This window comes from Anabaena sp. CCY 9613 (assembly GCF_963920895.1).
Lineage (GTDB): Bacteria > Cyanobacteriota > Cyanobacteriia > Cyanobacteriales > Nostocaceae > Cyanocohniella.
On record NZ_CAWUDE010000010.1, the window covers coordinates 1 to 22961 of the forward strand.

At 42.1% G+C, this 22961-nt stretch carries 16 protein-coding genes and 3 pseudogenes; 13 read left to right on the forward strand and 6 right to left on the reverse strand.

The genetic code is table 11. From position 1 onward, the window contains the following. Nucleotides 1-48: 48 nt before the first annotated feature. Together ACM0OT_RS13230 and ACM0OT_RS13235 are read right to left on the reverse strand one after the other, a co-directional pair. Complete coding sequence (locus ACM0OT_RS13230; protein WP_414564807.1) at nt 49-291, reverse strand: ChaB family protein; 243 nt, start codon at nt 289-291, stop codon at nt 49-51. Between the two features lie 108 nt (nt 292-399). Then, nucleotides 400-2016 (reverse strand): phospholipase D-like domain-containing protein, encoded by a 1617-nt coding sequence (locus tag ACM0OT_RS13235; RefSeq protein ID WP_414564808.1) that lies wholly within the window; start codon nt 2014-2016, stop codon nt 400-402. A gap of 251 nt (nt 2017-2267) precedes the next feature. Here ACM0OT_RS13235 and ACM0OT_RS13240 point away from each other — a divergent pair, with 251 nt between their 5' ends. Continuing rightward, nucleotides 2268-3437 (forward strand): cysteine desulfurase family protein, encoded by a 1170-nt coding sequence (locus tag ACM0OT_RS13240; RefSeq protein WP_414564809.1) that lies wholly within the window; start codon nt 2268-2270, stop codon nt 3435-3437. 86 nt (nt 3438-3523) lie between these two features. Then, entirely contained in the window at nt 3524-4252 is a 729-nt protein-coding gene (locus ACM0OT_RS13245; protein ID WP_414564810.1) for a Uma2 family endonuclease, read from the forward strand. 269 nt (nt 4253-4521) lie between these two features. Here the strand turns inward: ACM0OT_RS13245 and miaA are convergent, their stop codons facing one another. Beyond that, nucleotides 4522-5439 carry a tRNA (adenosine(37)-N6)-dimethylallyltransferase MiaA gene (gene miaA, locus ACM0OT_RS13250; RefSeq protein ID WP_414564811.1) on the reverse strand — a complete coding sequence of 306 codons (918 nt, stop codon included), beginning with the start codon at nt 5437-5439 and terminating at the stop codon, nt 4522-4524. Nucleotides 5440-5875: 436 nt separating this feature from the next. Between miaA and gyrB the strand changes: the two genes are divergently transcribed. From gyrB to rpoD, 3 genes are all read left to right on the forward strand, one after another. Beyond that, nucleotides 5876-7813 (forward strand): DNA topoisomerase (ATP-hydrolyzing) subunit B, encoded by a 1938-nt coding sequence (gene gyrB / locus ACM0OT_RS13255; RefSeq protein ID WP_414564812.1) that lies wholly within the window; start codon nt 5876-5878, stop codon nt 7811-7813. Nucleotides 7814-8229: 416 nt separating this feature from the next. Further along, a complete protein-coding gene (locus ACM0OT_RS13260) occupies nt 8230-8865 on the forward strand; it encodes a fasciclin domain-containing protein (RefSeq protein ID WP_414564813.1) in 636 nt (211 codons plus the stop codon). 1600 nt (nt 8866-10465) lie between these two features. After that, nucleotides 10466-11641, forward strand: coding sequence for an RNA polymerase sigma factor RpoD (rpoD, locus tag ACM0OT_RS13265; RefSeq protein ID WP_414542366.1), 1176 nt, complete (start codon nt 10466-10468; stop codon nt 11639-11641). A gap of 117 nt (nt 11642-11758) precedes the next feature. Here rpoD and ACM0OT_RS13270 read toward each other — a convergent pair whose 3' ends face one another. Together ACM0OT_RS13270 and gyrA are read right to left on the reverse strand one after the other, a co-directional pair. Next, the gene (locus ACM0OT_RS13270) at nt 11759-11938 is read right to left on the reverse strand and encodes a chlorophyll a/b-binding protein (RefSeq protein WP_414542365.1); all 180 of its coding nucleotides are present in this window, start codon (nt 11936-11938) and stop codon (nt 11759-11761) included. Nucleotides 11939-12191: 253 nt separating this feature from the next. After that, nucleotides 12192-14708 (reverse strand): DNA gyrase subunit A, encoded by a 2517-nt coding sequence (gene gyrA, locus ACM0OT_RS13275; protein WP_414564814.1) that lies wholly within the window; start codon nt 14706-14708, stop codon nt 12192-12194. Between the two features lie 227 nt (nt 14709-14935). Between gyrA and ACM0OT_RS13280 the strand changes: the two genes are divergently transcribed. Then, nucleotides 14936-15340, forward strand: a complete 405-nt coding sequence (locus tag ACM0OT_RS13280; RefSeq protein WP_414542363.1) for a response regulator — start codon at nt 14936-14938, stop codon at nt 15338-15340. Nucleotides 15341-15578: 238 nt separating this feature from the next. Here ACM0OT_RS13280 and ACM0OT_RS13285 read toward each other — a convergent pair whose 3' ends face one another. Further along, nucleotides 15579-16448 (reverse strand): tetratricopeptide repeat protein, encoded by an 870-nt coding sequence (locus tag ACM0OT_RS13285; protein ID WP_414564957.1) that lies wholly within the window; start codon nt 16446-16448, stop codon nt 15579-15581. Nucleotides 16449-16589: 141 nt separating this feature from the next. On the opposite strand from ACM0OT_RS13285, the gene ACM0OT_RS13290 reads away from it, so the two are divergent. From ACM0OT_RS13290 to ACM0OT_RS13320, 7 genes and pseudogenes are all read left to right on the forward strand, one after another. Next, nucleotides 16590-17267: a class I SAM-dependent methyltransferase gene (locus tag ACM0OT_RS13290; RefSeq protein ID WP_414564815.1), complete on the forward strand. Its 678-nt coding sequence runs from the start codon at nt 16590-16592 to the stop codon at nt 17265-17267. Between the two features lie 243 nt (nt 17268-17510). Beyond that, nucleotides 17511-17651: pseudogene (locus tag ACM0OT_RS13295) on the forward strand (ABC transporter substrate-binding protein); the annotation flags it as partial. Further along, a pseudogene (locus ACM0OT_RS13300) lies at nt 17640-17855 on the forward strand (macrolide ABC transporter ATP-binding protein); the annotation flags it as partial. The pseudogenes ACM0OT_RS13295 and ACM0OT_RS13300, both read left to right, overlap by 12 nt. Nucleotides 17856-18316: 461 nt before the next feature. Further along, entirely contained in the window at nt 18317-19732 is a 1416-nt protein-coding gene (locus ACM0OT_RS13305; protein WP_414564816.1) for a TolC family protein, read from the forward strand. A gap of 244 nt (nt 19733-19976) precedes the next feature. Further along, nucleotides 19977-21446, forward strand: coding sequence for an efflux RND transporter periplasmic adaptor subunit (locus tag ACM0OT_RS13310; RefSeq protein WP_414564817.1), 1470 nt, complete (start codon nt 19977-19979; stop codon nt 21444-21446). Nucleotides 21447-21461: 15 nt separating this feature from the next. Beyond that, nucleotides 21462-22679, forward strand: coding sequence for an ABC transporter permease (locus ACM0OT_RS13315; protein WP_414564818.1), 1218 nt, complete (start codon nt 21462-21464; stop codon nt 22677-22679). 79 nt (nt 22680-22758) lie between these two features. Continuing rightward, nucleotides 22759-22920: pseudogene (locus ACM0OT_RS13320) on the forward strand (transposase); the annotation flags it as partial. Between the last annotated feature and the right edge of the window lie 41 nt (nt 22921-22961).

Sequence of the window (22961 nt, forward strand, 5' to 3'; positions counted from 1 at the left end):
TGGTTGTTTTACTGAAGCTCCGGTTTCAGCGAAGCAAGCCGGAGTACTTCACTTACCGCCAGACTGAATTGACTTGTTGTGGATGGCTGGATCTTCAGGTTTTCTGTGCCATTTACCATCATTTTCTTGTTCGTATTCATTCCTGACACTATTCCAAGCAACATCACGGGCGTCATCTTCGCTCATGCCATTTTTTTGGGCTGCATCGAATGCGGCCACAAAAATCTGCTGGGCGTGTTCAGGTAATTGTTCTCTGATTTCTTGTGGTAATTCATTTATTTTGTCAGGCATAAACCCACTCTTATTCCTGATAACTTGTTTGGGTATATCCTCAGAAAGTAAAATTTAAATTCCCTCTTTCTGTAATTAGAAATAAAAATTACAATTGCTATAATTTAATTACCAACTAATATAATCATGCCATTTTTCTGTCATTCTGGTGCTAATTCCCGGAACTTTTGTTAAATCTGCCAAAGATGTAAATTTCTGCTGCTGACGGGCATTGATTATCCTTTGTGCTAACTGCTGACCAATACCCGGAAGCGTGATTAATTCTTCTAAAGTTGCTGTATTGATATTTACCTGTTTAATTAATGATGTTGGTGCTTCTATCTGAGGACACTGTTTCTTCTCATCTGCAATTCTTTGTTGAACAGATGGCGGTACGCCTAGTCTAGCATCAGCATAAAGACGGTCAAATTCGCGGACATAATGGGCTGCAACAGTGGGACTGTCAATTACTAAAACTGTTTCATCATTACCATGATTGGCAGATGCTGACCAATTGTGAGAACCAGCAATTACAGTTTTTTGATCGATGACAGCAAATTTGTGATGTAACAAATCACCTTTAGCTAAGGTAGGTATGCCAACGGTAGTAATAGGGTTTTTCCAAGGCTTATTATCAACGTCATATTGACAATTATTACTTAGCGCCACTCCCATCATGTCTAAACCTTCACTATAGTAACGGTAAGCAAATTGGGAATCAATTAAAGCCCGAATGGGGATATTTTTTTGATGACGAGTTTCTAAAATGTTAGAAAGACGCTGTTCAGAAAAAACAAACAATGCCATATCAATAGATTTAGTTGCAGCATCTAAAGTTTTCCCAATTAAACCATTGCTAGATTTACTCCAAGGTTGAGTAGGTGAAGTAGGCGAAAAATAGATGGTAATTTTAGTTTCACCTAAGGTAATTATTTGAGGCGATCGCAATGGCTTTTTTAGACCAAATCGACTATCTGGCTTACCTCCTGGGCCATCCCCCCACATAATATTAAATTCTTCGGTAAATAAGGCAGCTAGTTCAGGACTGTCTATTTGCATAAAATTATTAGCATTGCCCAAACTACTCGGATTGGTATAATCACCGTGGACATCACTCAACGTAAAATTAGCTGAAGTTTTAATTACCAAACGATTATCGACAATCACAAATTTGTGATGCATCAAATTACTACCAGCAGAACCATCGGCTCTGTCATCTATCCAGGGTACTTGGGCATTATTTAAAATAACCAAGGCATCACGTTGATTAATTTCATCTTGGCTGAGTTTATGATCTTGATTGAGGTCGGCAAATTGAACAAATTCTTGATAATGTGCTTGTTCTCTAGGAGCTAATTTTTGCACTTCATCGGGTGTTAAGCTACTCCAAGGGCGATTATAGTTATCTTCTAAAATCACTCTCACTTTGATCCCCTCTTGGTGTTTCTTTGCTAGGGCTTGAGATATTTTTGGCAACCGTAATTCTTGTACTGCTACATCCACCGTAGACTTAGCTTGAGAAATAGCATCAATAATCTGCTGTTCTAAGTTATCCCCAGGGCGAGTTTGCTGGCGATAAGGTTCTTGGTATTCTGAGGATTGAGAATGATTAAAATAAACTTGAACCAATGGATCTTGCGGTAATGGGGCCAGCCGTTGACTAGAAGATTGGACTCTTTGACAAGCTGCGATCGCTACTATCAAAAAGAAGAGAAAAACATACTTGCGTTGAGGAAAAATATGCACGGTAATCTGCTAAAAATAGATGGGATATGAACACATTTATATTCGCCAAACTGAAGTATGCCAAATTTGGTAGATAAATAGCCAGATAAATAGTGTGAAAAAATCCACCCATTGATACAGAATGATTCAGATGTTTTCAGGATTTACCAACTGCTCTGTATATGCTGAAAATAGTAGGTATAGCAGTTCCCAATTAAATCAGGTTACTAGCCCCTAGCCTAAGCGCCTCTAACTCGTTGACAGTGTGTGATATGCAAATATACCTAGATTACAGCGCTACTACTCCCACTCGCCCAGAGGCGATCGCAGCTATGCAAGCAGTCCTCAACCAACAATGGGGCAATCCTTCTAGTTTGCATGAGTGGGGACAACGGGCAGCTACAATTGTGGAACAAGCGAGAATGCAAGTTGCAGGCTTAATTAATGCTGCTGATCCAGAATCAATTATTTTTACGGCTGGTGGAACCGAAGCAGATAATCTTGCTATTATGGGTGTTGCCCGATTGTATACTGCGCCGCAACACATAATTATTTCCCGTGTGGAACATTCCGCCATTACTGAACCTGCGCGGTTATTGGAGAGGTGGGGTTGGGAAGTGACGCGCCTTGAGGTAGATAGCAAAGGCAGAGTCAACCCCTTAGATTTAAAGACAGCGTTGCAAGATAATACAGTTTTAGTGTCTGTAATTTACGGTCAAAGTGAAATTGGCACAGTGCAACCAATTACCGAATTAGGTAATATTGCGCGTTCACATGGGGTTTTATTTCATACCGATGCGGTGCAAGTCAGCGGACGCTTACCTATAGATGTACAACAACTCCCTGTAGACTTATTGAGCCTTTCTAGCCATAAAATATATGGGCCACAAGGGGCTGGGGCTTTGTACGTCCGTCCTGGAGTGGATTTAGTACCCTTATTAGCTGGTGGTGGACAAGAAAGAGGATTACGTTCGGGGACACAAGCCGTACCTGCGATCGCCGGGTTTGGAGTAGCCGCAGAATTAGCCACCCAAGAACTACCCCAAGAAACGCCCCGATTAATTAAGTTACGCGATCGCTTGTTTGCTCAGTTAGCAGATATTCCTGGTTTAATACCCACAGGAGATTTTCAGCATCGCTTACCACATCACTTGAGTTTCTCTTTAGAACACGCCGACGGTAAAAAACTCAGTGGTAAAGCCTTAGTACGACAAATGAATTTGGCTGGTATTGGCATTAGTGCTGGCTCTGCTTGTCACAGTGGTAAACTTAGCCCCAGTCCCATACTTCTAGCAATGGGTTATTCCCAACAAGCTGCCTTAGGAGGAGTTCGCATAACCTTGGGACGTGACACCACCGCAGCCGATATTGATTGGACAGCAATGGTATTTAAACAAGTTTTACAAAGGCTGACACCGGATTTATCTTTAGCTAAAAGTTAAATATGAATGGCCTCTAATTAAAAATATAAGGCTTGTTTACGAATCAACTAAGCTAGAAGTAACGCTTTTAGATAGTCGATAAAATCATGGTTGAGCAAATTCTCATCAATGAAGATGACTTCTACATACCAGATGCCAACCAGCTAATCACTGAAGATGATACACCTGTGGACAATTTCGCATCTGCCAAACAACAACGCCTATTAGTTGGTTCTCTTTACAGTTCTTTACAAAACCAAATTTTGTTAGCTGAAGCTAATGTAGGTATTTACTATACAGACCTTCAGCCTGCAATTGTACCAGACGTTTTTCTGAGCTTAGATGTCCAAGTTCCCGACAATTGGTGGGAAAAAAACAATCGTTGTTATATGGTGTGGCGTTTTGGTAAACCCCCAGAAGTTGTACTAGAAATTGTCTCTAATAAAGAAGGCGATGAACTAGGCAAAAAACTAAGAATTTATGAGCATATGCGGGCGAGTTACTACATTGTCTATGATCCGACGCAGCAATTAGGAGAAAAAATACTGCGGGTGTATGAACTCAGGGGAAGACGCTACTTTGAAACGTCAGAAACTTGGTTAGAACAAGTCGGTTTAGGTATCACTTTGTGGTCAGGCGAATTTGAAGGTAGACAAGATACATGGTTACGCTGGTGCTACCAAGACAAAACTGTTTTACCTACTGGAGATGAACGCGCAGAACAAGAACATCAACGCGCAGAACAAGAACATCAACGCGCAGAACAAGCCGAACAACGCGTCCAACTGCTAGCAGAAAGACTTCGCGCTATGGGCATAGATCCTGATACTCTGTGAAGTACTCCGGCTTGCTTCGCTGAAACCGGAGCTTCAGTAAAACAACCATCATCGTTTCGCGTCTCATTCGTCGTTGCCACGTTGGGTATATCACAAAGATATTCGGGACTAAACCCGATCATGGTCTTACACAGCGTCTCTGGTATTGCTACCTTGATCTTCTCAAGGAAGAACCCGCGCAGCCATCCCACTTCCTGGGACAGTTTGATTACTTTCTCGTACACCTCTGTATGGCTTATTTTTACCGCAGGACGTAACCTTGCGAACCATTAAAAACACTTTGTGTCATTGGGCGAATTACAAAATTCTTCTACTCGCCCTTGAACCTTCTCCAACAAATCAGGATCATCCGCATCAAACCACTCAATTTGCGGATACGCCCGAAACCAAGTACGCTGACGCTTGGCAAATTGTCGCGTATGTAAAACTGTTAATTTTTTCGCCTCATCCAAAGAAATTTCCCCAGCTAAATATTGCTTAATTTCTTGATATCCCAAAGTATTCAACAAAGGTAAATCAGCACCGTACTTTTGACAAAGATATTCCACCTCAGCCACCAAGCCATCAGCTATCATTTGCTCAGTACGCTTGTGAATACGTTTTTCTAGCTTGTCTAGTTCACAATCTAAACCAATTTGCAAAATCGGATAATTGGGTGGGTTTTCTCCTTGTTGCTTAGAGATTGGCTTACCAGTAATATAAAATACCTCTAATGCTCGTAAGGTTCGCACAATATCATGAGGATGAATTTTTTGCGCTGCGATGGCATCTACTTGTTGTAGTATGCCATAAAGTGTACTTTGACCAAGAGATTCTAACTGCGATCGCAATGTCTTATCTGGTGCAACTTTGGGAATTTTCATCCCTTGAACAATGGAACGAATGTATAAACCAGTACCTCCAACCAACAACAATGGATTAGCCGGTAACGCTGTAATTAAACTTTGTGCTTGCTCTTGATAGTCAGCCACAGTCATCGTGTTTGTCGGTTCGCAGATATCTATTAAATAATGTGGGACTAATTTCTGTTCTGCCAATGTGGGCTTGGCTGTACCAATATCAAACTCACGGTAAACTTGACGCGAATCTGCGCTGAGAATTACAGAATCCCCGCCAATAGCCAAATTCACTGCCAAACCTGACTTACCCGTAGCAGTAGCACCACAAATTACAATCAATTTCGTCATTAACTCAGTAGTCAGTTGTGATTCTTTGCTTTGTATCTTGAACTTTTATCGGGTAACATCCCCTGTATCAACTTCTCATAAAAATGCCTTGCAGGTGGCAGTAAACCTTTTGTGTTAGAATCTTGAAGTTTTTTAATGTCTCTTAGCAAAAGCAATGGTTTTACCACCATTCTTGAAGTTAACTTTTATGACAAATATATAATAGTATCCCAAAGTATTCCCCCATTCCCCACTCCCTACTCCCCACCCTTCACATTGATGAAATTTGAAATCCTGGGGCAATCAATTCAAAAAACTTATGGGGATACATCCCCTATGTAAACTTCTCCCAAAAATGCCCTACAGTCGCCAGTAAGCCTTTTGTGTTAGAATCTTGGTGTGTTTTAGACTTTTTTGTTTTTGGGCGATTTCAAACCCACGCATCAGGAGAATTTTCATGACGAGCAGTTACAGTGCCGATCAGATTCAAGTTCTGGAAGGTCTGGAAGCCGTCCGTAAACGACCAGGGATGTACATCGGTACCACCGGGCCGCGAGGACTCCACCATTTAGTTTACGAGGTGGTAGATAACTCTATTGATGAAGCTTTGGCAGGTCACTGCTCTCATATAGAGGTAGAGATCAATGCCGATGGTTCCGTGACTGTAACAGATGATGGTCGGGGTATTCCTACCGATACTCACTCACGAACGGGTAAATCGGCTTTAGAAACTGTATTAACAGTACTCCACGCTGGGGGAAAATTCGGCGGTGGTGGCTACAAGGTTTCTGGAGGATTACACGGGGTGGGTATTTCTGTGGTGAACGCCCTGTCGGAAATGGTGGAAGTCACAGTTTGGCGAGATCACAAAGTTCATGTCCAGCGTTATGAACGAGGTTTACCTGTTACCGAACTGCAAGTCAAACCAGAAAAAGAGGGGAGAACCGGAACTTCTGTCAAGTTTAAGCCAGATACCCAAATCTTTACTAACAGCATTGAGTTTGATTACATTACTTTATCGGGCCGCCTGCGGGAGTTGGCATATCTAAATGCCGGCGTCAAAATTACCTTTGGCGATTATCGGTTAGAACTTCTCAAAAGTGATACACCCAGGATAGAAACCTACGAATACAAGGGTGGCATCAAAGAGTACATTGCTTACATGAACCGTGAGAAGCAACCACTGCATGAAGAAATTATTTATGTGCAGGGAGAACGCAACAATGTACAAGTAGAAGTTTCTTTACAGTGGTGTACTGACGCGTATACAGATAACGTGCTGGGTTTTGCCAATAATATTCGCACCGTTGATGGTGGTACACACCTAGAAGGTTTGAAGGCGGTGCTGACGCGGACATTAAATGCGATCGCCCGTAAGCGCAATAAAATTAAAGAAAATGAATCTAACCTCAGTGGCGAACATGTCCGCGAAGGTTTAACAGCAGTCATTTCGGTGAAAGTCCCCGATCCTGAATTTGAAGGACAAACCAAAACCAAGCTTGGTAACACCGAAGTTCGGGGTATTGTCGATTCTTTGGTGGGAGAAGTTCTGACTGAGTACTTAGAATTTCATCCTGGTATCGCTGACTCGATTTTAGATAAAGCTATTCAAGCCTTTAAAGCCGCAGAAGCCGCCCGTCATGCGCGGGAATTAGTGCGACGGAAATCTGTTCTCGAATCTTCGCCATTACCTGGTAAGTTAGCAGATTGCAGTTCTCGTGACCCCAGCGAGTCGGAAATCTTTATTGTGGAAGGCGACTCAGCGGGTGGTAGTGCTAAACAAGGACGCGATCGCCGTACCCAAGCCATCTTGCCTCTACGTGGTAAAATCCTGAACATCGAAAAAACTGACGACGCTAAAATCTACAAAAATAACGAAGTTCAATCGTTAATTACAGCCTTGGGTTTGGGCGTAAAAGGTGATGAATTCGATGTTTCCCAATTGCGTTACCATCGGATCGTCATCATGACCGACGCTGACGTCGATGGGGCCCATATCCGGACACTGTTGTTAACTTTCTTCTATCGGTATCAGCGATCGCTCATCGAACAAGGTTTTATATATATTGCCTGTCCTCCACTGTTTAAAGTAGAACGGGGACGCAATCATGAATACTGTTATAGCGAACGTGAACTACAACAGTACCTGGGGACTCTTCCCAGTAATGCCAACTACAACATCCAACGCTTCAAAGGTTTGGGTGAAATGATGCCACAACAACTCTGGGACACTACCATGAACCCAGAATCTCGCAAAATGAAGCAAGTGGAAATCGAAGACGCTGCCGAAGCTGATCGTATTTTTACAATTTTAATGGGCGATCGTGTGGCACCAAGACGCGAATTTATCGAAACCTATGGCTCTAAACTCAACTTCACTGATCTAGATATCTAATATCAAGCTAATATCAGTTTTCTCTGCACTATTTAAAAATTTGCAGTGAAATTGCTAATTAATTTATGGTGGGTAATTGTGAGAAAATTACCCATTATTTTTTGTGATTTTTATCAGGTATCTCTACCAAGGCAAAAATTTAAAAGACTATATCTTATCTCTTCTGATGGATGTACTTTTACAAAAGTCAGTTGATTTAGAAAATTAAATTATTGTAAGAAATATAGCAAAATGCTTTTGTAGCAAAGAATCGGTGTAAATTACTGTGTTCTGAAAACTTAATTAAACTTATTTATCAAAAAATACATCTTGATTTAGATGTTTAATAAATTACGTCGTTAGGCTGAGGAACGATATCCATAAAATTATTGACTATGGTCAGTAATTCCCTACTTAACAGGACTTTACTCAGAGCTATGAAAGTCAGTCAAAATACAATAGCAAAAGCATTGTTCAATATTCTTGGTGTAGGGAGCATAGTTGCTCTATCGGCCTGCGCCCCTCGAACTGTGACAGAAGTCCCCCCGGCTGCGCCTCCTGTCACAGAAACTCCAACTGCTACTGCTCCTCCTGTTGCCGATACGCGTACAGAAACAACTGCTGACCTTAATTTAGCCGAACTATCACAAGCCGCCGCCAGAGAAGGACAGTTTCAAACTTTAACACGGGCAGTGGAAGCCGCAGGCTTACAGGATCAATTGACAACCCCAGGGCCTTACACAGTTTTTGCACCTACTGACGCCGCCTTTGCTGCCTTACCCGCCGGCACTTTAGATAATCTCTTGCGGCCAGAAAACAAAGAAGAATTAACGAAGTTACTTGCCTACCATGTTGTACCTGGGCAAGTTACCTCTAGCCAACTGACATCAGGAGAAGTCAACACAGTTGAAGGTACCCCTGTTACTATCAATGTCGATAATGCTACCAATACAATCACCGTTAATGATGCCAGGGTAACTCAGGCAGATATCCCAGCTAAAAATGGCGTTGTCCACACAGTTGACCAAGTAATTCTGCCACCCAATTTTCCTGCTAGTTTGCAGAACAATTGAATACCACACTAATTTAAATTAGGCAAGACTCCCCGGTTAAAGATTCAGAAAAAATACCGGGGAAATTTTTTTGTGCATTTTAGTCTGTGAAAATTGTTTGATAGAATACATAAACATTAGATTACTAAAACTATCAGTTTTTTATGGTGAGTAAATGCATAAATAAAGAATGCTGTCAAGCTTTTCATTAAGAATACTTAAAAAAGTGCTTGAGGGTGATAGAGATGTATATCTCAAGTCTCTCGGTTTCTAGCTAATGAATGCGGATTTAATAAAATACAGACCCTCACCCCCAACCCCTATCCTGACAAAGGAAAGACGGGGTGATGTCAAAAACAAGATTTGTCTGTTATTCAATTCATCTTCCTAAGTGTTGAGTTCATGACTTGCACAAGTTAGAAAAGCATTTGTTATGCTTGAATAGCAAATGTCAATATTGTCCACAAATTTGCATTAGCTAAATTTCTTAAGGATTGAATATCAAAAAATCACAATATTTTCCTTGGGGTGGCAGTATTAAATTTAACAATTCAATTACGCAAATTAAGTTTGCAAATAGATTTTTCAGCGACAATATAACTGTTTTAGATTTTAACTTCTCCCTGCTAACACTAGATAGCAACTTGCTAATCTCTTCCAGTTTTACAGGAGTGAAGATGATTGTTTTGCCTGTATCCGATAAAGATTTGCCTTAAGTAAGCAAATATCTGTAATTTTAACTGTCAAATCTCTGCTGAATTGATTAAAATATCGGTGGATACAATAAGAACAGTTTGTCAAGTTTCATAGGGTGGAAATCTCAGCAGTGCGCTAATGTGTGAATAAGACCAAATTAGTCAAATCTCAATTGATCGCCTTTTGGCTGATGCCGCCATAGCCTCAACTCCTTAGTTCAGGTCTTTGGCATTTATCCAGTTAAATGTATTGAGAGGAGCATCACTATTATTGCTTGATTTAGTCTGTGGTCAGCCCCGTGTAACCTAAAAACTGATTCATATATGAAGGAATTGTAAAAATGGGTGCATTAATATTTCTGGCCTAAGCTAACATGAAAAGCATTGTTTCTAGGTAATTAATGTTTTGCATCATACCTAAAACTGTATAAGGGTGAATATGCTTTTCTGTCAATCTAAAGAGGATGTCACTAAAATTCCAAAAAGCTTTAGAGAAAATTTAAGGGTATGACTACCATTTCCCAGATCTTTTTGATAATAGTGGCTTTACCTTACTTAAAGGCATCATGATTAATACACAAAAAGAGTGCAATTTCTGTGAAACAGGCTACAATCGGAACAGTCTTTATAGGAAAATATGCCAACAGTCATATTTTATTTATATGGAGTGGTAGATTTTTTCATTAAGACCAGTCTTTTTTAGACAAGCAAGTTAAAAGTTGTGTGCTAAGACAATACAGATAACTTTTAACTAATGTGAGTTAAGTCGGCATCAACTGCGACTTTTCACACACACCAAAAAATCCGAAAATATCATAGGGAAATCAGCCTAAAACCCTATTTTCGGTGATTAACTAGCTCATATTTAAAAGAGCAGTAAACCCATCTTGAGTAATTGATTCTGCAAGGAGCATGAGGAACGCGGCATGAACCAGGCTAACAACGTACTCGAAAGCATTTATCAGCCTGACCTAGAAATAATGAATCAGCCTGAGCTCGAGTTAGAACTCTTAATCGAAGAAGAAGAAGAAGAAGAGGACTTGCTGATTAACGATGACGGCGACGATGAATTTTTAGAACCTCAGTCTGATGAGGACGACGCAAAGTCTGGAAAAGCCGCTAAATCGCGTCGTCGGACACAAAGTAAGAAAAAGCATTACACCGAAGATTCGATTCGCCTTTATTTGCAAGAAATTGGTCGAATTCGCCTGTTGCGGGCAGACGAAGAAATCGAACTGGCGCGGAAAATTGCTGATTTGCTGGAATTAGAAAGGGTGCGGGAGAGACTTTCTGAGCAATTAGAACGCGATCCTCGTGACAGCGAATGGGCAGAAGCAGTACAACTGCCATTGCCAGCGTTTCGTTATCGCCTGCACATTGGCCGCAGGGCAAAAGATAAGATGGTGCAATCAAACCTCCGTCTTGTGGTGTCAATTGCCAAGAAATACATGAATCGTGGCTTGTCCTTCCAAGACTTAATTCAAGAAGGTAGTCTCGGTTTGATTCGCGCCGCAGAAAAGTTTGACCACGAAAAAGGTTATAAGTTTTCTACATACGCTACATGGTGGATTCGGCAAGCAATCACCCGTGCGATCGCTGATCAATCCCGTACTATCCGCCTTCCGGTTCATCTCTACGAAACCATCTCGCGGATCAAGAAAACTACCAAGTTGTTATCTCAAGAAATGGGTCGCAAACCCACAGAAGAAGAAATCGCTACTCGCATGGAAATGACCATCGAGAAGTTACGGTTTATTGCTAAATCTGCCCAGTTGCCCATTTCACTAGAAACGCCTATCGGTAAAGAAGAAGATTCTCGATTGGGTGATTTTATTGAATCCGATGGTGAAACACCAGAAGATCAGGTTTCTAAAAACCTTTTGCGTGAAGATCTAGAAAAAGTCCTGGATAGCCTTAGCCCTCGTGAACGTGATGTTCTTAGACTCCGCTATGGTTTGGATGATGGGCGCATGAAAACCCTTGAGGAAATTGGCCAAATTTTCAATGTCACCCGCGAACGGATTCGACAAATTGAGGCTAAGGCTCTGCGTAAGTTGCGTCACCCAAATCGTAACAGTGTACTTAAGGAGTATATCCGGTAGTCATTAGTCATTAGCTATAGACATTTGTCTAATGACAAACAACTAAAAACCTGGTGGTCAACTGTACTACCAGGTTTTTATTTATTGTTTTATCTAGCTAATTCTGTATAGTTAGACTTACAGAATTCCCCAGAAATGAAGGAAGCCTTGACCAGAAAACAACTCAATTAGTGCAGCTGCTAAAAAGCCAATCATCGCTAGGCGACCGTTCCAAATTTCTGCTTGAGGTGTAAAGCCCCAAGACCAAGCGTTGCGGTCTGTGGTTACCTGATTAGTAGCGTTTGTTGCGTTTGTCATGGTTGGCACTCCAAACTAGATTTACGAAGTATTATTGCCTTATGTAAACTAATATAACAAACTTTTTCAGGATTGCTATGTTTATTTATATTTTCATTGCTAAATATTGACTTTATTTTAATTAATTGATACCAAAAAAAAGCATCTATCCTCAGATAGATTTACTAAAAATGAAAATATTTTTTGCATAAATCGGCGGACAATTATGCTCCTATTCCTCGAAAGGATGGGATGACCGCCGATTTTTTTGTTGTTAGTGATGCGATCGCACTTCGGCAACAGTGATAATTTTTTCATCATGGTTGAGATCAAGAATGCTTTCACCCTTGCCATCTCTACCCAAAATAGGCACTGTCTCCACATCTATTCGCACGACACGCTCTTTATTAGTCACCAGTGCTACTTCCCCAGAGGCGATCGCCTTGACCATTCCGGCTAATTTATCAGTTTTACTGGCAAATTTCAGCGATTGTGTGCCTAAATCACCCCGATTAGCCCGTTTTAAACTACTTACAGACAGGCGTTTTGCATATCCTTCTTCAGTCACCAGCAACAGGTTATCTTCTCCAGCCACAGTGACACAACCAACCATTTGCTGGTGTTTCAGTAGTCGGAATGCTTGTAAACCCATTGCCGTCCGGCCCATAATTGGTAGTTGTTCATCATTGGCGGGGAATTTTAACACGCGCCCACCTGAACTAGCTAAAATTAGATGGTCTTTGGGGGTAGTTAACTGAGTAAATAACAATTCATCATCTTCTTTAAGCTTCAAAATTGTAATTCCTCGACGAGTTAGGTTTGTCAATTCTCCCAAAGACAAGCGCTTAATCCGTCCCTGCTTAGTTAACAAAACCATCTGTCTTGTTTCCAAATTTTCTGGCAGGATCAGGCGACTGGTTACGGCTTCTTGTGCGCCTTGAGCAGTACTTGTGAGCATGGTAATCAGTGGTGTTCCCCGTGGCGAACGCCCAGTAGTGGGGGGAATATCGCCCACATTCACAGGGTAGACTTTACCGCCACTGGTAATTACCAGCAACTCTTTATGTGTATTAGTAATATCGGTTTGGATAATGAAGTCATTCTCATGCAGCCCGTTTTCAACTTTTGACTTTTTCCCTGACAACGGTAGGCGACGCACATATCCCCTGTTGGTAGACTCCAAGCTAATTTCTTCTGCGGGTTCAGCTGTTGGTAAATTTTGTAGTTCGGCTGCGGCGGCTTTGCTTTTACTTTTTTCTGCTCCTTTATTTTGAGGTAACTCTGGACTAATGTGAGTTAAGAGCTTAGTCCGCCGAGGATTGTTATATTTGCGCTTTAGCGATCGCAAATCTTTTTTCAGTGTTTTCAGTAATTCTCGGCGATCGCTCAGTAATATTTGCAGTAAAGCAATTTGTTCGCTGAGTTGTTCAAACTCTTGTTGCAAGTTGTGCTTTTCTAAATTGGTGAGGCGGCGTAATGGCATCGCTAGAATAGCATCGCCTTGTTCCTCACTCAATTCCAGTCGGCTACATAAGCTAATTTTTGCCGTACTACCATCAGCAGCCTGGCGCAAAATTTCAATTACCTGATCCAGTTGAGACAGTGCTTTGAGCAAACCTGTCACGATATGCAACCGACTTTCCGCCTTACCTAACTCATAACTATAGCGACGGTTGAGCGTATGCTCTCGGAATTTCAAAAACTCCTGCAACATCTGGCGCAAGCTTAACTGGCGGGGTTGTCCATCCACCAAAGCCAAAAGAATCGCCCCAAAGTTACTTTGTAAGGCGGTTTGGTGATACAAATTCTGAAGAAGTTCTTGGGGATTGGTATCACGTTTGAGTTCAATTACTACTCGCATTCCTTCGCGATCGCTTTCGTCCCGCAGATCAGAAATGCCTTGTATTCGTCCTTGATTTACTAAGTCTGCTACTTTTTCAATCCAACCAGCCTTATTCACTTGATAAGGCAATTCGGTGATAATAATTGCTGTCCGTCGCTTACTACCCCTGGTAGGTGCAATCTCCTCCAGGTTGGCGACTCCCCGCAGCAAAATTCCCCCCTTACCACTGGTGTATGCTTCCCGAATCCCTGAATTACCAACGATTTCTCCTCCGGTGGGAAAGTCAGGGCCGGGAATTATCTGCCATAATTTTTCATCTGACAAATCTGGTTGGTCGATTAAGGCAATTAAGCCATCAACTAATTCTCCCAAGTTATGTGGGGGAATATTTGTGGCCATCCCCACAGCAATGCCAGAACAGCCATTTAGTAAGAGAAAAGGCAACTGAGCAGGTAATACTGTAGGTTCTTGTTGGGAATTATCAAAATTACCAATAAATTCTACAGTTTCTTCGCCAATTTCTGCCAGCATACCCTCATAGCTGATGGGTGCGAGACGCGTTTCTGTGTAACGCATGGCGGCTGGGGGATCATTATCGACGCTACCAAAGTTGCCATGTCCTGCTAGTAAGGGATAGCGGCAGGAAAATTCTTGTACTAACCTGACTAAGGCATCATAAACTGATTGATCACCATGAGGATGATATTTACCCAGCACATCTCCGACTACACGGGCGCACTTACGATAGGGTCTATCTGGCGTTAAACCTAGTTCATGCATGGCATATAAAATCCGCCGATGCACTGGTTTTAAGCCATCACGCACATCTGGTAAGGCTCGCCCAACAATCACACTCATGGCATATTCTAGATAAGACCGTTGCATCTCCGTGTGCAGGGCTGTTGTGATTACCTGTCCCGTGGGGAGAAGGTTTAACTGTTTTGCCATGAGTTTTTTCCCTGAAATTTAATTACACAAAGGTCGCTTGAATGAAACACTGTAGCAAACACAGCATAACGGATGAAATGAGATTCCTAACACAATCTTGATAGTCAAAGGATAAATAGCAGTAGTATTATCCTTGATGACAGGAATGCAAATTGATGATTAAAAAGGAGCTAGACAACAGTTTTAGTCAGCTTGTTACCTCCCTCACCTCTATATATAAAATTCTCATGAAAACCGTTTTAATTGTTGAAGACGATCTGATTAACGCTCGTGTGTTTTCTAAAATTTTGACCAAACGGGGAGGTTTGGATGTGAAACATACCGAAAATGTGGAAGAAGTAATCAAGATTGCTCAGTCGGGAGAAGCAGACCTAATTTTGATGGATGTCTCTCTTTCTAGAAGCGTTTACCAAGGTCAATCTGTTGACGGAATCAAAATTACACAAATGTTGAAATCCGACCCGAAAACAGCAAACTTACCTGTTATTCTGGTAACAGCCCATGCGATGGAAGGCGATCGCGAGAACTTCCTCAAGCAAAGTGGTGCAGATGGCTACATCTCTAAACCTGTTGTCGATCATCAAAAGTTTGTTGAACAAATTATTGCCCTTCTCCCTACAGATATACACTAAACCTTGACTACTGCTGTCAAGAATATTCGCCCAAAGCATTCACTGGGCGAATAATTCTCGTTTTATTTAGTATACATGTACTATGTAATGATAGTACTCGGCAAGTGTCAATGTCATAAAAGGCAAAAAGCAAAGATTTTTAATTTTTGCCTCTAGGCTCTGTTGTCAGCATAATTCGTCATTGATATTTCTAGCAACTAGAACCTTTAATGACGAATTACGAACTAGTAATTATGTCTTATCTGGGTGCTGACGAGTTATCCTGTTGCTGTAGAGCAGCTTGAATACCCGGCAATTCTAAGAATTGTTTTGTATCAGATAACAGACGTTCACCCCAGAGGTTTTCCTTGAGGAAATCCAAATCACCATAGCGCTGATCGATACGCAGTGCAGTTTCTCCCATTGACAGAGCTTGTTGGCGGTCGCCTTTATTGTATAGTGCCACAGCTAGGGCTAATAAAGGCTCTGCCGCTTGCTTGTCGATATTCACAGAGGTACGCCATTGCTTAATTGCCCCATCGATATTACCCTGTTCATAATTAATTAAACCAATGTTGTTAATCGCGGGCCAGAATTTTTGATCTTGAGAGAAAGATTTATTATAATTGGCGATCGCTTCGGATAATCGACCCATCATGTAATAAGCATTACCCAAATCAAACAATCCCTCGGCATTATCAGGTTTTAACTTCAAGCCCTCCTTGTAATAATCCGCCGCTGCTTGGTACTTTTGCTGTTGGAACTGAGCGGAACCTAATGCAAATGCAACGTCCGGATTTTGAGGATTGAGAGATTTTGCTTTTTGCAATGCATTTGTAGCTGCATCATAATCTTTAGCTTGTAAATGCAAACCACCTAAAAGAAACCAAACTCTCTCATTTTTGGGAGCCAGTTGACTCGCCAATCTCGCCCGTGGTAAGGCCAAGTCAAATTGCTGGAATTGACCGAGTTGAGCCGCTTCTTGTGCTAGGCGCAACCCTTGTTGCTCCAACTTTGTTGCATCTAGCTGCACAGTATGGGGGAGCAACGCTTGTGCGTTCACTGCCTTGGGCATACTCCACAAGCTGCAAACTACCAGAAGAGAAATTAAACTAACATTTTTAGGCACACTACCGCCTCTTAGCCACAAATCAAGGAATCTTCCAGCTAGCTTAAACGATCTCTGCTTGAGAAGAAAGGCAAAGTTTACTGTCGCTAGTGCTGGCTGTATCAGCATATACTAATTATTCAAATTTCAACTTCAGTTTAGATGAACCAGAACGAACAAAGATTACTTGATTCATGGGCTGTGAATGCTCAACCGTGGACACGTGTAGTGCGTGAACAGCAAATTAAAAGTCGTACTTTGGTGACAAATGCCGCTATTGTCGCAGCTGTAGTGGAACTTGCACCCAGAACATTCTTAGATATTGGATGTGGTGAAGGCTGGTTATGCCGTGAACTTTGCTCACGTGGGTTTAATGGGTGGGGAGTTGATGGTACACCTGATTTGATTGAGTCAGCAAAATCTCTTGGCGATGTCCGCTTTGTAGTATCTGCATACTCGGATCTGCCATTACGGAAATTTGGCAGCATTCAGCAATTCGCCTGCTTCATCTGCAACTTTTCTATTCTGGGAGAACGCTCCTTGGGAGAAATAGCTGAAGCGGGACAGAGTTTGCTAGAGTCTCAAGGCAAAATAATTATTCAAACACTCCATCCTCTAATGACAGGTGATGACTTACCATACGCAGATGGTTGGCGTTCTACTTCTTGGCAAGGAATATCAGATGAATTGTTTCAACCTGCTCCTTGGTATTTTAGGACAATTGAATCATGGATTGCAGAGTTTCATCTCAGGAATTACCGATTAGTAAAGTTACAAGAACCTTGCCATCCCCAGACTCTGCAACCAGCTTCAATGATTTTTATTTTTGAACGACAGTGAATTAGATTTCAGCCATAAGTTGCAACTGTATTCATCCCTCGTATTCTAGATTTTTGGAAGTCAAATTCTGGTTAAAAACTAGAACATCAATTCTCAAAATAACAATATTCAAGGATTTTTAATGCATAAATTATCCAAATAAACAAACCGCAAAGGACGTAATTTACACAAACAAAAGAAAAAGAGAGAGAGTTTTTCCCAATTATAGATAGGCAACTGAAGTACACACGAACCTTTTTTGTTCAAGTGACGAATATTTTACGCCTACGCCACAATATTTATCCACCACAACCTGATGATTTCCGCTTAACTAACCAAGCTGATATTGTCAGTACCTTCACCAATGTGGTGGGTTTATTTACAATTATGGTAGTAGCCATCGCCCGTGCTTTGGTTAACCTACCAGCATTGGTTTTGGCAGATGAACCTGCGGGTGCTTTAGATACTGAAACTTCTCACGATGTGATGAATTTATTAACAGAATTAAATGAGCAAGGAATTACCATTGTGATTGTGACTCACGAACCAGATATTGCTGCTCAAACTAAGAGAATTATCCGCGTCCAAGATGGTTTAATTGTTGGCTAAAATTTCTGTTAACTATCTGCGATAGTAATGCTGGCGCTGATTCTGTTTGCAAAAATGTCACTGCATCAGCACGTATCGGTTCGATGCTCAATTCGGTTTTTAATATTTCAATTGTTTGCGGTTCTTGATTTAATAACCACCGGATGAAATCACGGGGATATTTTTCGGCGAGGATTTTACACAGGTTGTCATATTATGCCATCTATAAAGATTATTTTAGATTAAATTAGCTTATGAATAGTTCAACCATATTACATACTCTAATCGTAGATTTGCCCACTACTGTTAGGTCTTGCTGGATAATATTGATATTACGGTATGAAATTCCTAAAATAGACCAATGAAAGTAATTTTTCCTAGTTAACCAGTATCTCTGATTGTCCAATATCTGTTGGGAGAGAAAGCCTGTTTTTCGATACACTATCTAAGCAATCTGTCAATACGTAAGTGCTAAATATAATATGAATTTTCTCTTATACTGTGTGCATTTTACCGGGGTTGCCGTGGCGATCGCTCTTCTTGTCCCTACTTTAGCCAAGAGCGTCAATGCTCAAATTCCCGTAGAAACACCAGCTAATGCTGTACAAGTTCCCGATTTCCTCAACCCTAGTCCCAATCCACTGCAATTTCCGACAAAGCCAGAAGAAGTGAGGATTCAGGGCACTCAACCCATAACCTTGGTTCAGGCTTTGGAACTAGCAAAACGCAACAATCGAGATTTACAAGTAGCTATATTAGAACTAGAGCGTGGCCAGTCTGCATTAAGAGAGTCTCAAGCTGCTTTGTTTCCTAATGTTAGTCTTGGTACTAATTTGACTAACAGTGGTGAAGGTTTTACTGGGACTGCGGCTCAATCTAGTACTTCTTTCAACGGTCAAGCGCAAATAAATTATGACATTTATACATCTGGTAGTAGGCAAGCTAGCATCCGCGCAGCTGAGGAACGGTTACGGATAGATGAACTCTCTGTGGAGAACAGGTCTTTGGAAATTGAGTTGAATGTCATCACTCAATACTACGATTTACAAGAAGCCGATGAACAAGTACGAATTAATCAGTCGGCTGTAGAAAATGCCCAGGCTAGTTTGCGGGATGCTCAAGCTAGGGAACAGGCGGGAGTCGGGACACGGTTCGATGTGCTGCAATCTCAAGTAAATCTGGCTAATGCTCAACAAGATTTAACTAATTCTCAGGCGCGACAACAAATCGTCCGGCGACAGTTTGCTACTTTGTTAAGTTTGGCGCAGTCGTTCAATATCAGTGCAGCAGATCCTGTGCAAATAGCGGGTCTTTGGCAGCCAACGGTTGAAGAAAGTATTATCCAAGCATTACAAAACCGTCCAGAATTGCCACAACAATTAGCACAACGGAATATTTCCGAACAACAGCGACGACAGGCTTTGGCACGGCTAGGGCCACAAATCAGTGTGGATGGTAACTATAACATAGCTGATCGATTTGATGATGGATTCAGTGCTACCGATGGTTATTCAATAGCACTTAGAGGTAGTTTAAATTTATTTGATGGGGGTGCAGCTAGAGCAAGTGCAGCTCAGTCACAAATTAATATTGCGATCGCCGAAACGCAATTTGCCAGTCAGCGCGATCAAATTCGGTTCGATGTAGAACAATTCTATGCTCAATTGCAATCAAATCTAGAGAATGTGCAAACTTCTAGCGTGGCTTTAAATCAAGCTAGGGAAGCATTAAATTTAGCTAGGCTGAGGTTTGAAGCTGGTGTAGGTACTCAAACAGATGTGATTTTTGCAGAAAACGACCTCACCAGGGCTGAAGGTAATCGAGTCACAGCTATTTTAAATTACAATCGTGCCTTAGCTAATTTGCAGCGGAGTGTGACTTTGAGGGCGGCCAGCTAAAGTCCCATCAACAACCTCACTCTGTTTACCTCATATGCCTCGCTTGAGTCAGGACAGGGAACAATCTACTCATAGGTAAACTCAGGGTGAGGTGTGGATTTCACTCTATCAGGTGAAGGCGGGAAAAAATACTAAAAGTTAGTATAAAAACAGATTAAGCAACTATAAAGCTGATTTTCAGTCTAGTTGTTTAGTTGATGGATAGTTATTTTATTTCTGCACTTGCTGGCTCAGGCTACTATTTATGATGACGCAGATAGAAGTTCCCTTTATTGGCAAAGTCAAGTATCCTTTTCGCTGGGCAATGGGGTTAATAGTAGCAGGTTCAGTCGTTGTCGGTACAACTACTACATATCACCTTGTCAACCAGAGATCACGTGAACAAGATATCAGCCAATTAACTGTTCCTGTGGAAGCTCAAAATGTCACTTTGCGGATTACTGCTAGTGGTAAGGTGGTACCTGTTCAAAGTGTCAATATCAGTCCCAAAAACCCTGGTGTGGTGGCACAGTTATATGTGGAACAAGGCGATCGCGTCCAACAAGGACAAGTTATCGCCCGCATGGATGTGGGTGATATTCAAGCACAGATTCTGCAATACCGTGCCAATTTAGCTCAAGCACAGGCACAGTTAGATCAAGCCCTTGCGGGGAGTCGTCCCCAAGAAATTGACCAAGCTAGAGCTAGATTAGCCCAAGCAGAGGCACAATTAGCTCAAGCCCGTGCGGGGAATCGCGCCCAAGAAATTGCCCAAGCCCAAGCCCAAGTAAATTCAGCCCAAGCACAGGTGACTCTCACCCAATCACGGGTGAACCGCTATCGAGAATTAACCCAGCAAGGGGCAACTTCTCAAGACCAATTAGAGCAGTATATTAGTGAAGACCAAAGAGCAAAAGCTAGTTTAGATGAAGCCCAAAAACGACTGTCACTATTAGAAAGTGGTAGCCGCAATGAGGAAATCACAGCTAGGGAAGCTGCTGTTACTGAAGCCCGCGCCGCATTAATTCTGTTGCAAAATGGCAGCCGTCCAGAAGAAATTGCTCAACGTCAAGCAGCAGTGAAAGGGGCGGAAGCTCAAATCCAAGCAGCAGAAGTCAGGCTCCAAGATACAGTTATTCGTGCGCCCTTATCAGGAATTGTCACCCAGAAATACGCCAATGTTGGTGCATTTGTTACTCCCACAACTTCGGCTTCTACTAGTGCGTCGGCTACTTCCAGTTCCATTGTCGCCGTTGCTAAAGGTTTAGAAGTGCTAGCGCAAGTCCCAGAAGTTGATATTGGCAGAATTAAACAGGGACAGCAGGTAGAAATTGTCGCTGATGCCTATCCCGACCAAATATTTAAAGGTAATGTGCGTTTAATTGCCCCCGAAGCCGTAGTAGAACAAGGCGTGACATCCTTTCAGGTGCGGGTGGCGTTAGATACAGGTATAGATGAATTGCGTTCTGGCTTAAATGTAGATTTAACCTTCTTAGGCGATCGCGTCAGTGATGCTTTGGTGTTACCAACGGTAGCCATTGTCACAGAACAAGGCAGAACAGGGGTATTGGTAGCCGATGAGAAAAATCAACCCCAGTTCCGTGAAGTGACAATTGGCGCCCAAATCCAAGACCAAACCCAGATTTTACAAGGACTCCAACAAGGCGATCGCGTCTTTATCAACCCACCACAAGACTACATCACTGAAAGAGCCAAACAGCAGAACAACCAATAAAATTACGAATTACTTATGAATTTCCTCGAAAGTATGCAAATGGCAGGAAAAACCCTGCTATCAAATAAGTTGCGTAGCGCTTTAACGATGTTGGGAATTATCATTGGTAATGCTTCGGTAATTGCCATGATTGGTATTGGTGAAGGCGGACAAAGGTTTGTTGCCCAAGAGTTGGAGTCTTTAGGGCCAAACGTATTATTTGTGATTCCCGGTAATCGCGCCACGCAGCGCATTTCTTTAGATTTACCCAAGACTTTAGTATATGAAGATGCTCAGGCGATCGCCAGCCAAGTACCAACTATTGCGGCTGTGACTGCTGAGTTAAATAGTAGGCAGGTGGTAACTTACCGTAACCAAAACACTAATGTCAATATTATTGGTACAACTCCCAGCTTCTTAAGTGTGCGTGACTTTGAAACTGCCACAGGACGGTTCTTCAACGACATAGACATGAGGCGCAGTAACCAAGTTGTAGTGTTAGGTGCAGACTTAGCAGAAAGATTCTTTGGTAATAGTAACCCTGTGGGTCAGCAGTTGCGGATTAAAAATGCTAGCTTTCAAGTTATTGGGGTATTAGAGGACAAAGGCTCAACTTTAGGTGTTAATTACGATGAAGCCGCCTTAATCCCACTGAATACTATGGCTAACCGCATTGTCGGGCGAACTTCTCCCTATGGATTGGAGTTAACTTATATTGTCGCCTCAGCCACAGATGCTGAAAGTGTGGATGCAGCCCAGTTTCAAATCACGAATTTACTACGTTTGCGGCACAAAATTACTGGAGAAGACGATTTCACCATCAATACACAAAAAGATGCGTTGCAAACCGTTGGTCAAATTACAGGTGCATTAACCATTATGCTCGCTGCGATCGCCGGCATCTCATTATTTGTGGGTGGCATTGGCATCATGAATATTATGCTGGTTTCTGTCACCGAACGCACCCAAGAAATCGGGTTAAGAAAGGCAATTGGCGCTAACGAGCAAGATATTTTGCTGCAATTCATGATTGAGGCGGTGATTGTTTCCGTCATTGGTGGTTTAGTGGGGACTGCGGTTGGGGTGAGCGGGATTGTTTTGGTAGCAGCTGTTACTCCCTTAGAAGCGGCAATTTCTCCCATAGCCATAGCTACAGCCGTTGGTGTTTCTGGTGGAATTGGGTTATTTTTTGGTGTCGTTCCCGCACGTCGCGCTGCTAAACTTGACCCGATTGTAGCGCTCAGAAGTGCTTAGGAATGTGGATTTAATAAAATACAAAACCTCACCCCCAACCCCTTTCCTTACCAAGGAGAGGGGAGACTTTGACGCAAGTCAAAGGCGGGGTGAGGTCAAAAAACGTTGGGTCGTCGAGCGCACTTTCGGATGGCTGATGGGCTGTCGGCGATTAGTCCGAGACTATGAATTATTACCCGAAACATCGGAGACTTTTGTCTATCTTGCCATGATCCGTATTATGGTAAGGCGATTAGCCTAAAATTTGACCCTGCAAAACTTTTCAAACATCCTCTTACTACT

Excerpts from the sequence above, each read along its gene's own strand:
- ACM0OT_RS13290 (WP_414564815.1), top strand. The coding sequence starts at position 16,590 with ATGAACCAGAACGAACAAAGATTACTTGATTCATGGGCTGTGAATGCT.
- ACM0OT_RS13230 (WP_414564807.1), bottom strand. The coding sequence starts at position 291 with ATGCCTGACAAAATAAATGAATTACCACAAGAAATCAGAGAACAATTA.
- ACM0OT_RS13260 (WP_414564813.1), top strand. The coding sequence starts at position 8,230 with ATGAAAGTCAGTCAAAATACAATAGCAAAAGCATTGTTCAATATTCTT.
- miaA (WP_414564811.1), bottom strand. The coding sequence starts at position 5,439 with ATGACGAAATTGATTGTAATTTGTGGTGCTACTGCTACGGGTAAGTCA.
- gyrA (WP_414564814.1), bottom strand. The coding sequence starts at position 14,708 with ATGGCAAAACAGTTAAACCTTCTCCCCACGGGACAGGTAATCACAACA.
- ACM0OT_RS13245 (WP_414564810.1), top strand. The coding sequence starts at position 3,524 with ATGGTTGAGCAAATTCTCATCAATGAAGATGACTTCTACATACCAGAT.
- gyrB (WP_414564812.1), top strand. The coding sequence starts at position 5,876 with ATGACGAGCAGTTACAGTGCCGATCAGATTCAAGTTCTGGAAGGTCTG.
- ACM0OT_RS13310 (WP_414564817.1), top strand. The coding sequence starts at position 19,977 with ATGATGACGCAGATAGAAGTTCCCTTTATTGGCAAAGTCAAGTATCCT.
- ACM0OT_RS13240 (WP_414564809.1), top strand. The coding sequence starts at position 2,268 with ATGCAAATATACCTAGATTACAGCGCTACTACTCCCACTCGCCCAGAG.
- ACM0OT_RS13280 (WP_414542363.1), top strand. The coding sequence starts at position 14,936 with ATGAAAACCGTTTTAATTGTTGAAGACGATCTGATTAACGCTCGTGTG.
- ACM0OT_RS13305 (WP_414564816.1), top strand. The coding sequence starts at position 18,317 with ATGAATTTTCTCTTATACTGTGTGCATTTTACCGGGGTTGCCGTGGCG.
- ACM0OT_RS13315 (WP_414564818.1), top strand. The coding sequence starts at position 21,462 with ATGAATTTCCTCGAAAGTATGCAAATGGCAGGAAAAACCCTGCTATCA.
- ACM0OT_RS13270 (WP_414542365.1), bottom strand. The coding sequence starts at position 11,938 with ATGACAAACGCAACAAACGCTACTAATCAGGTAACCACAGACCGCAAC.
- rpoD (WP_414542366.1), top strand. The coding sequence starts at position 10,466 with ATGAACCAGGCTAACAACGTACTCGAAAGCATTTATCAGCCTGACCTA.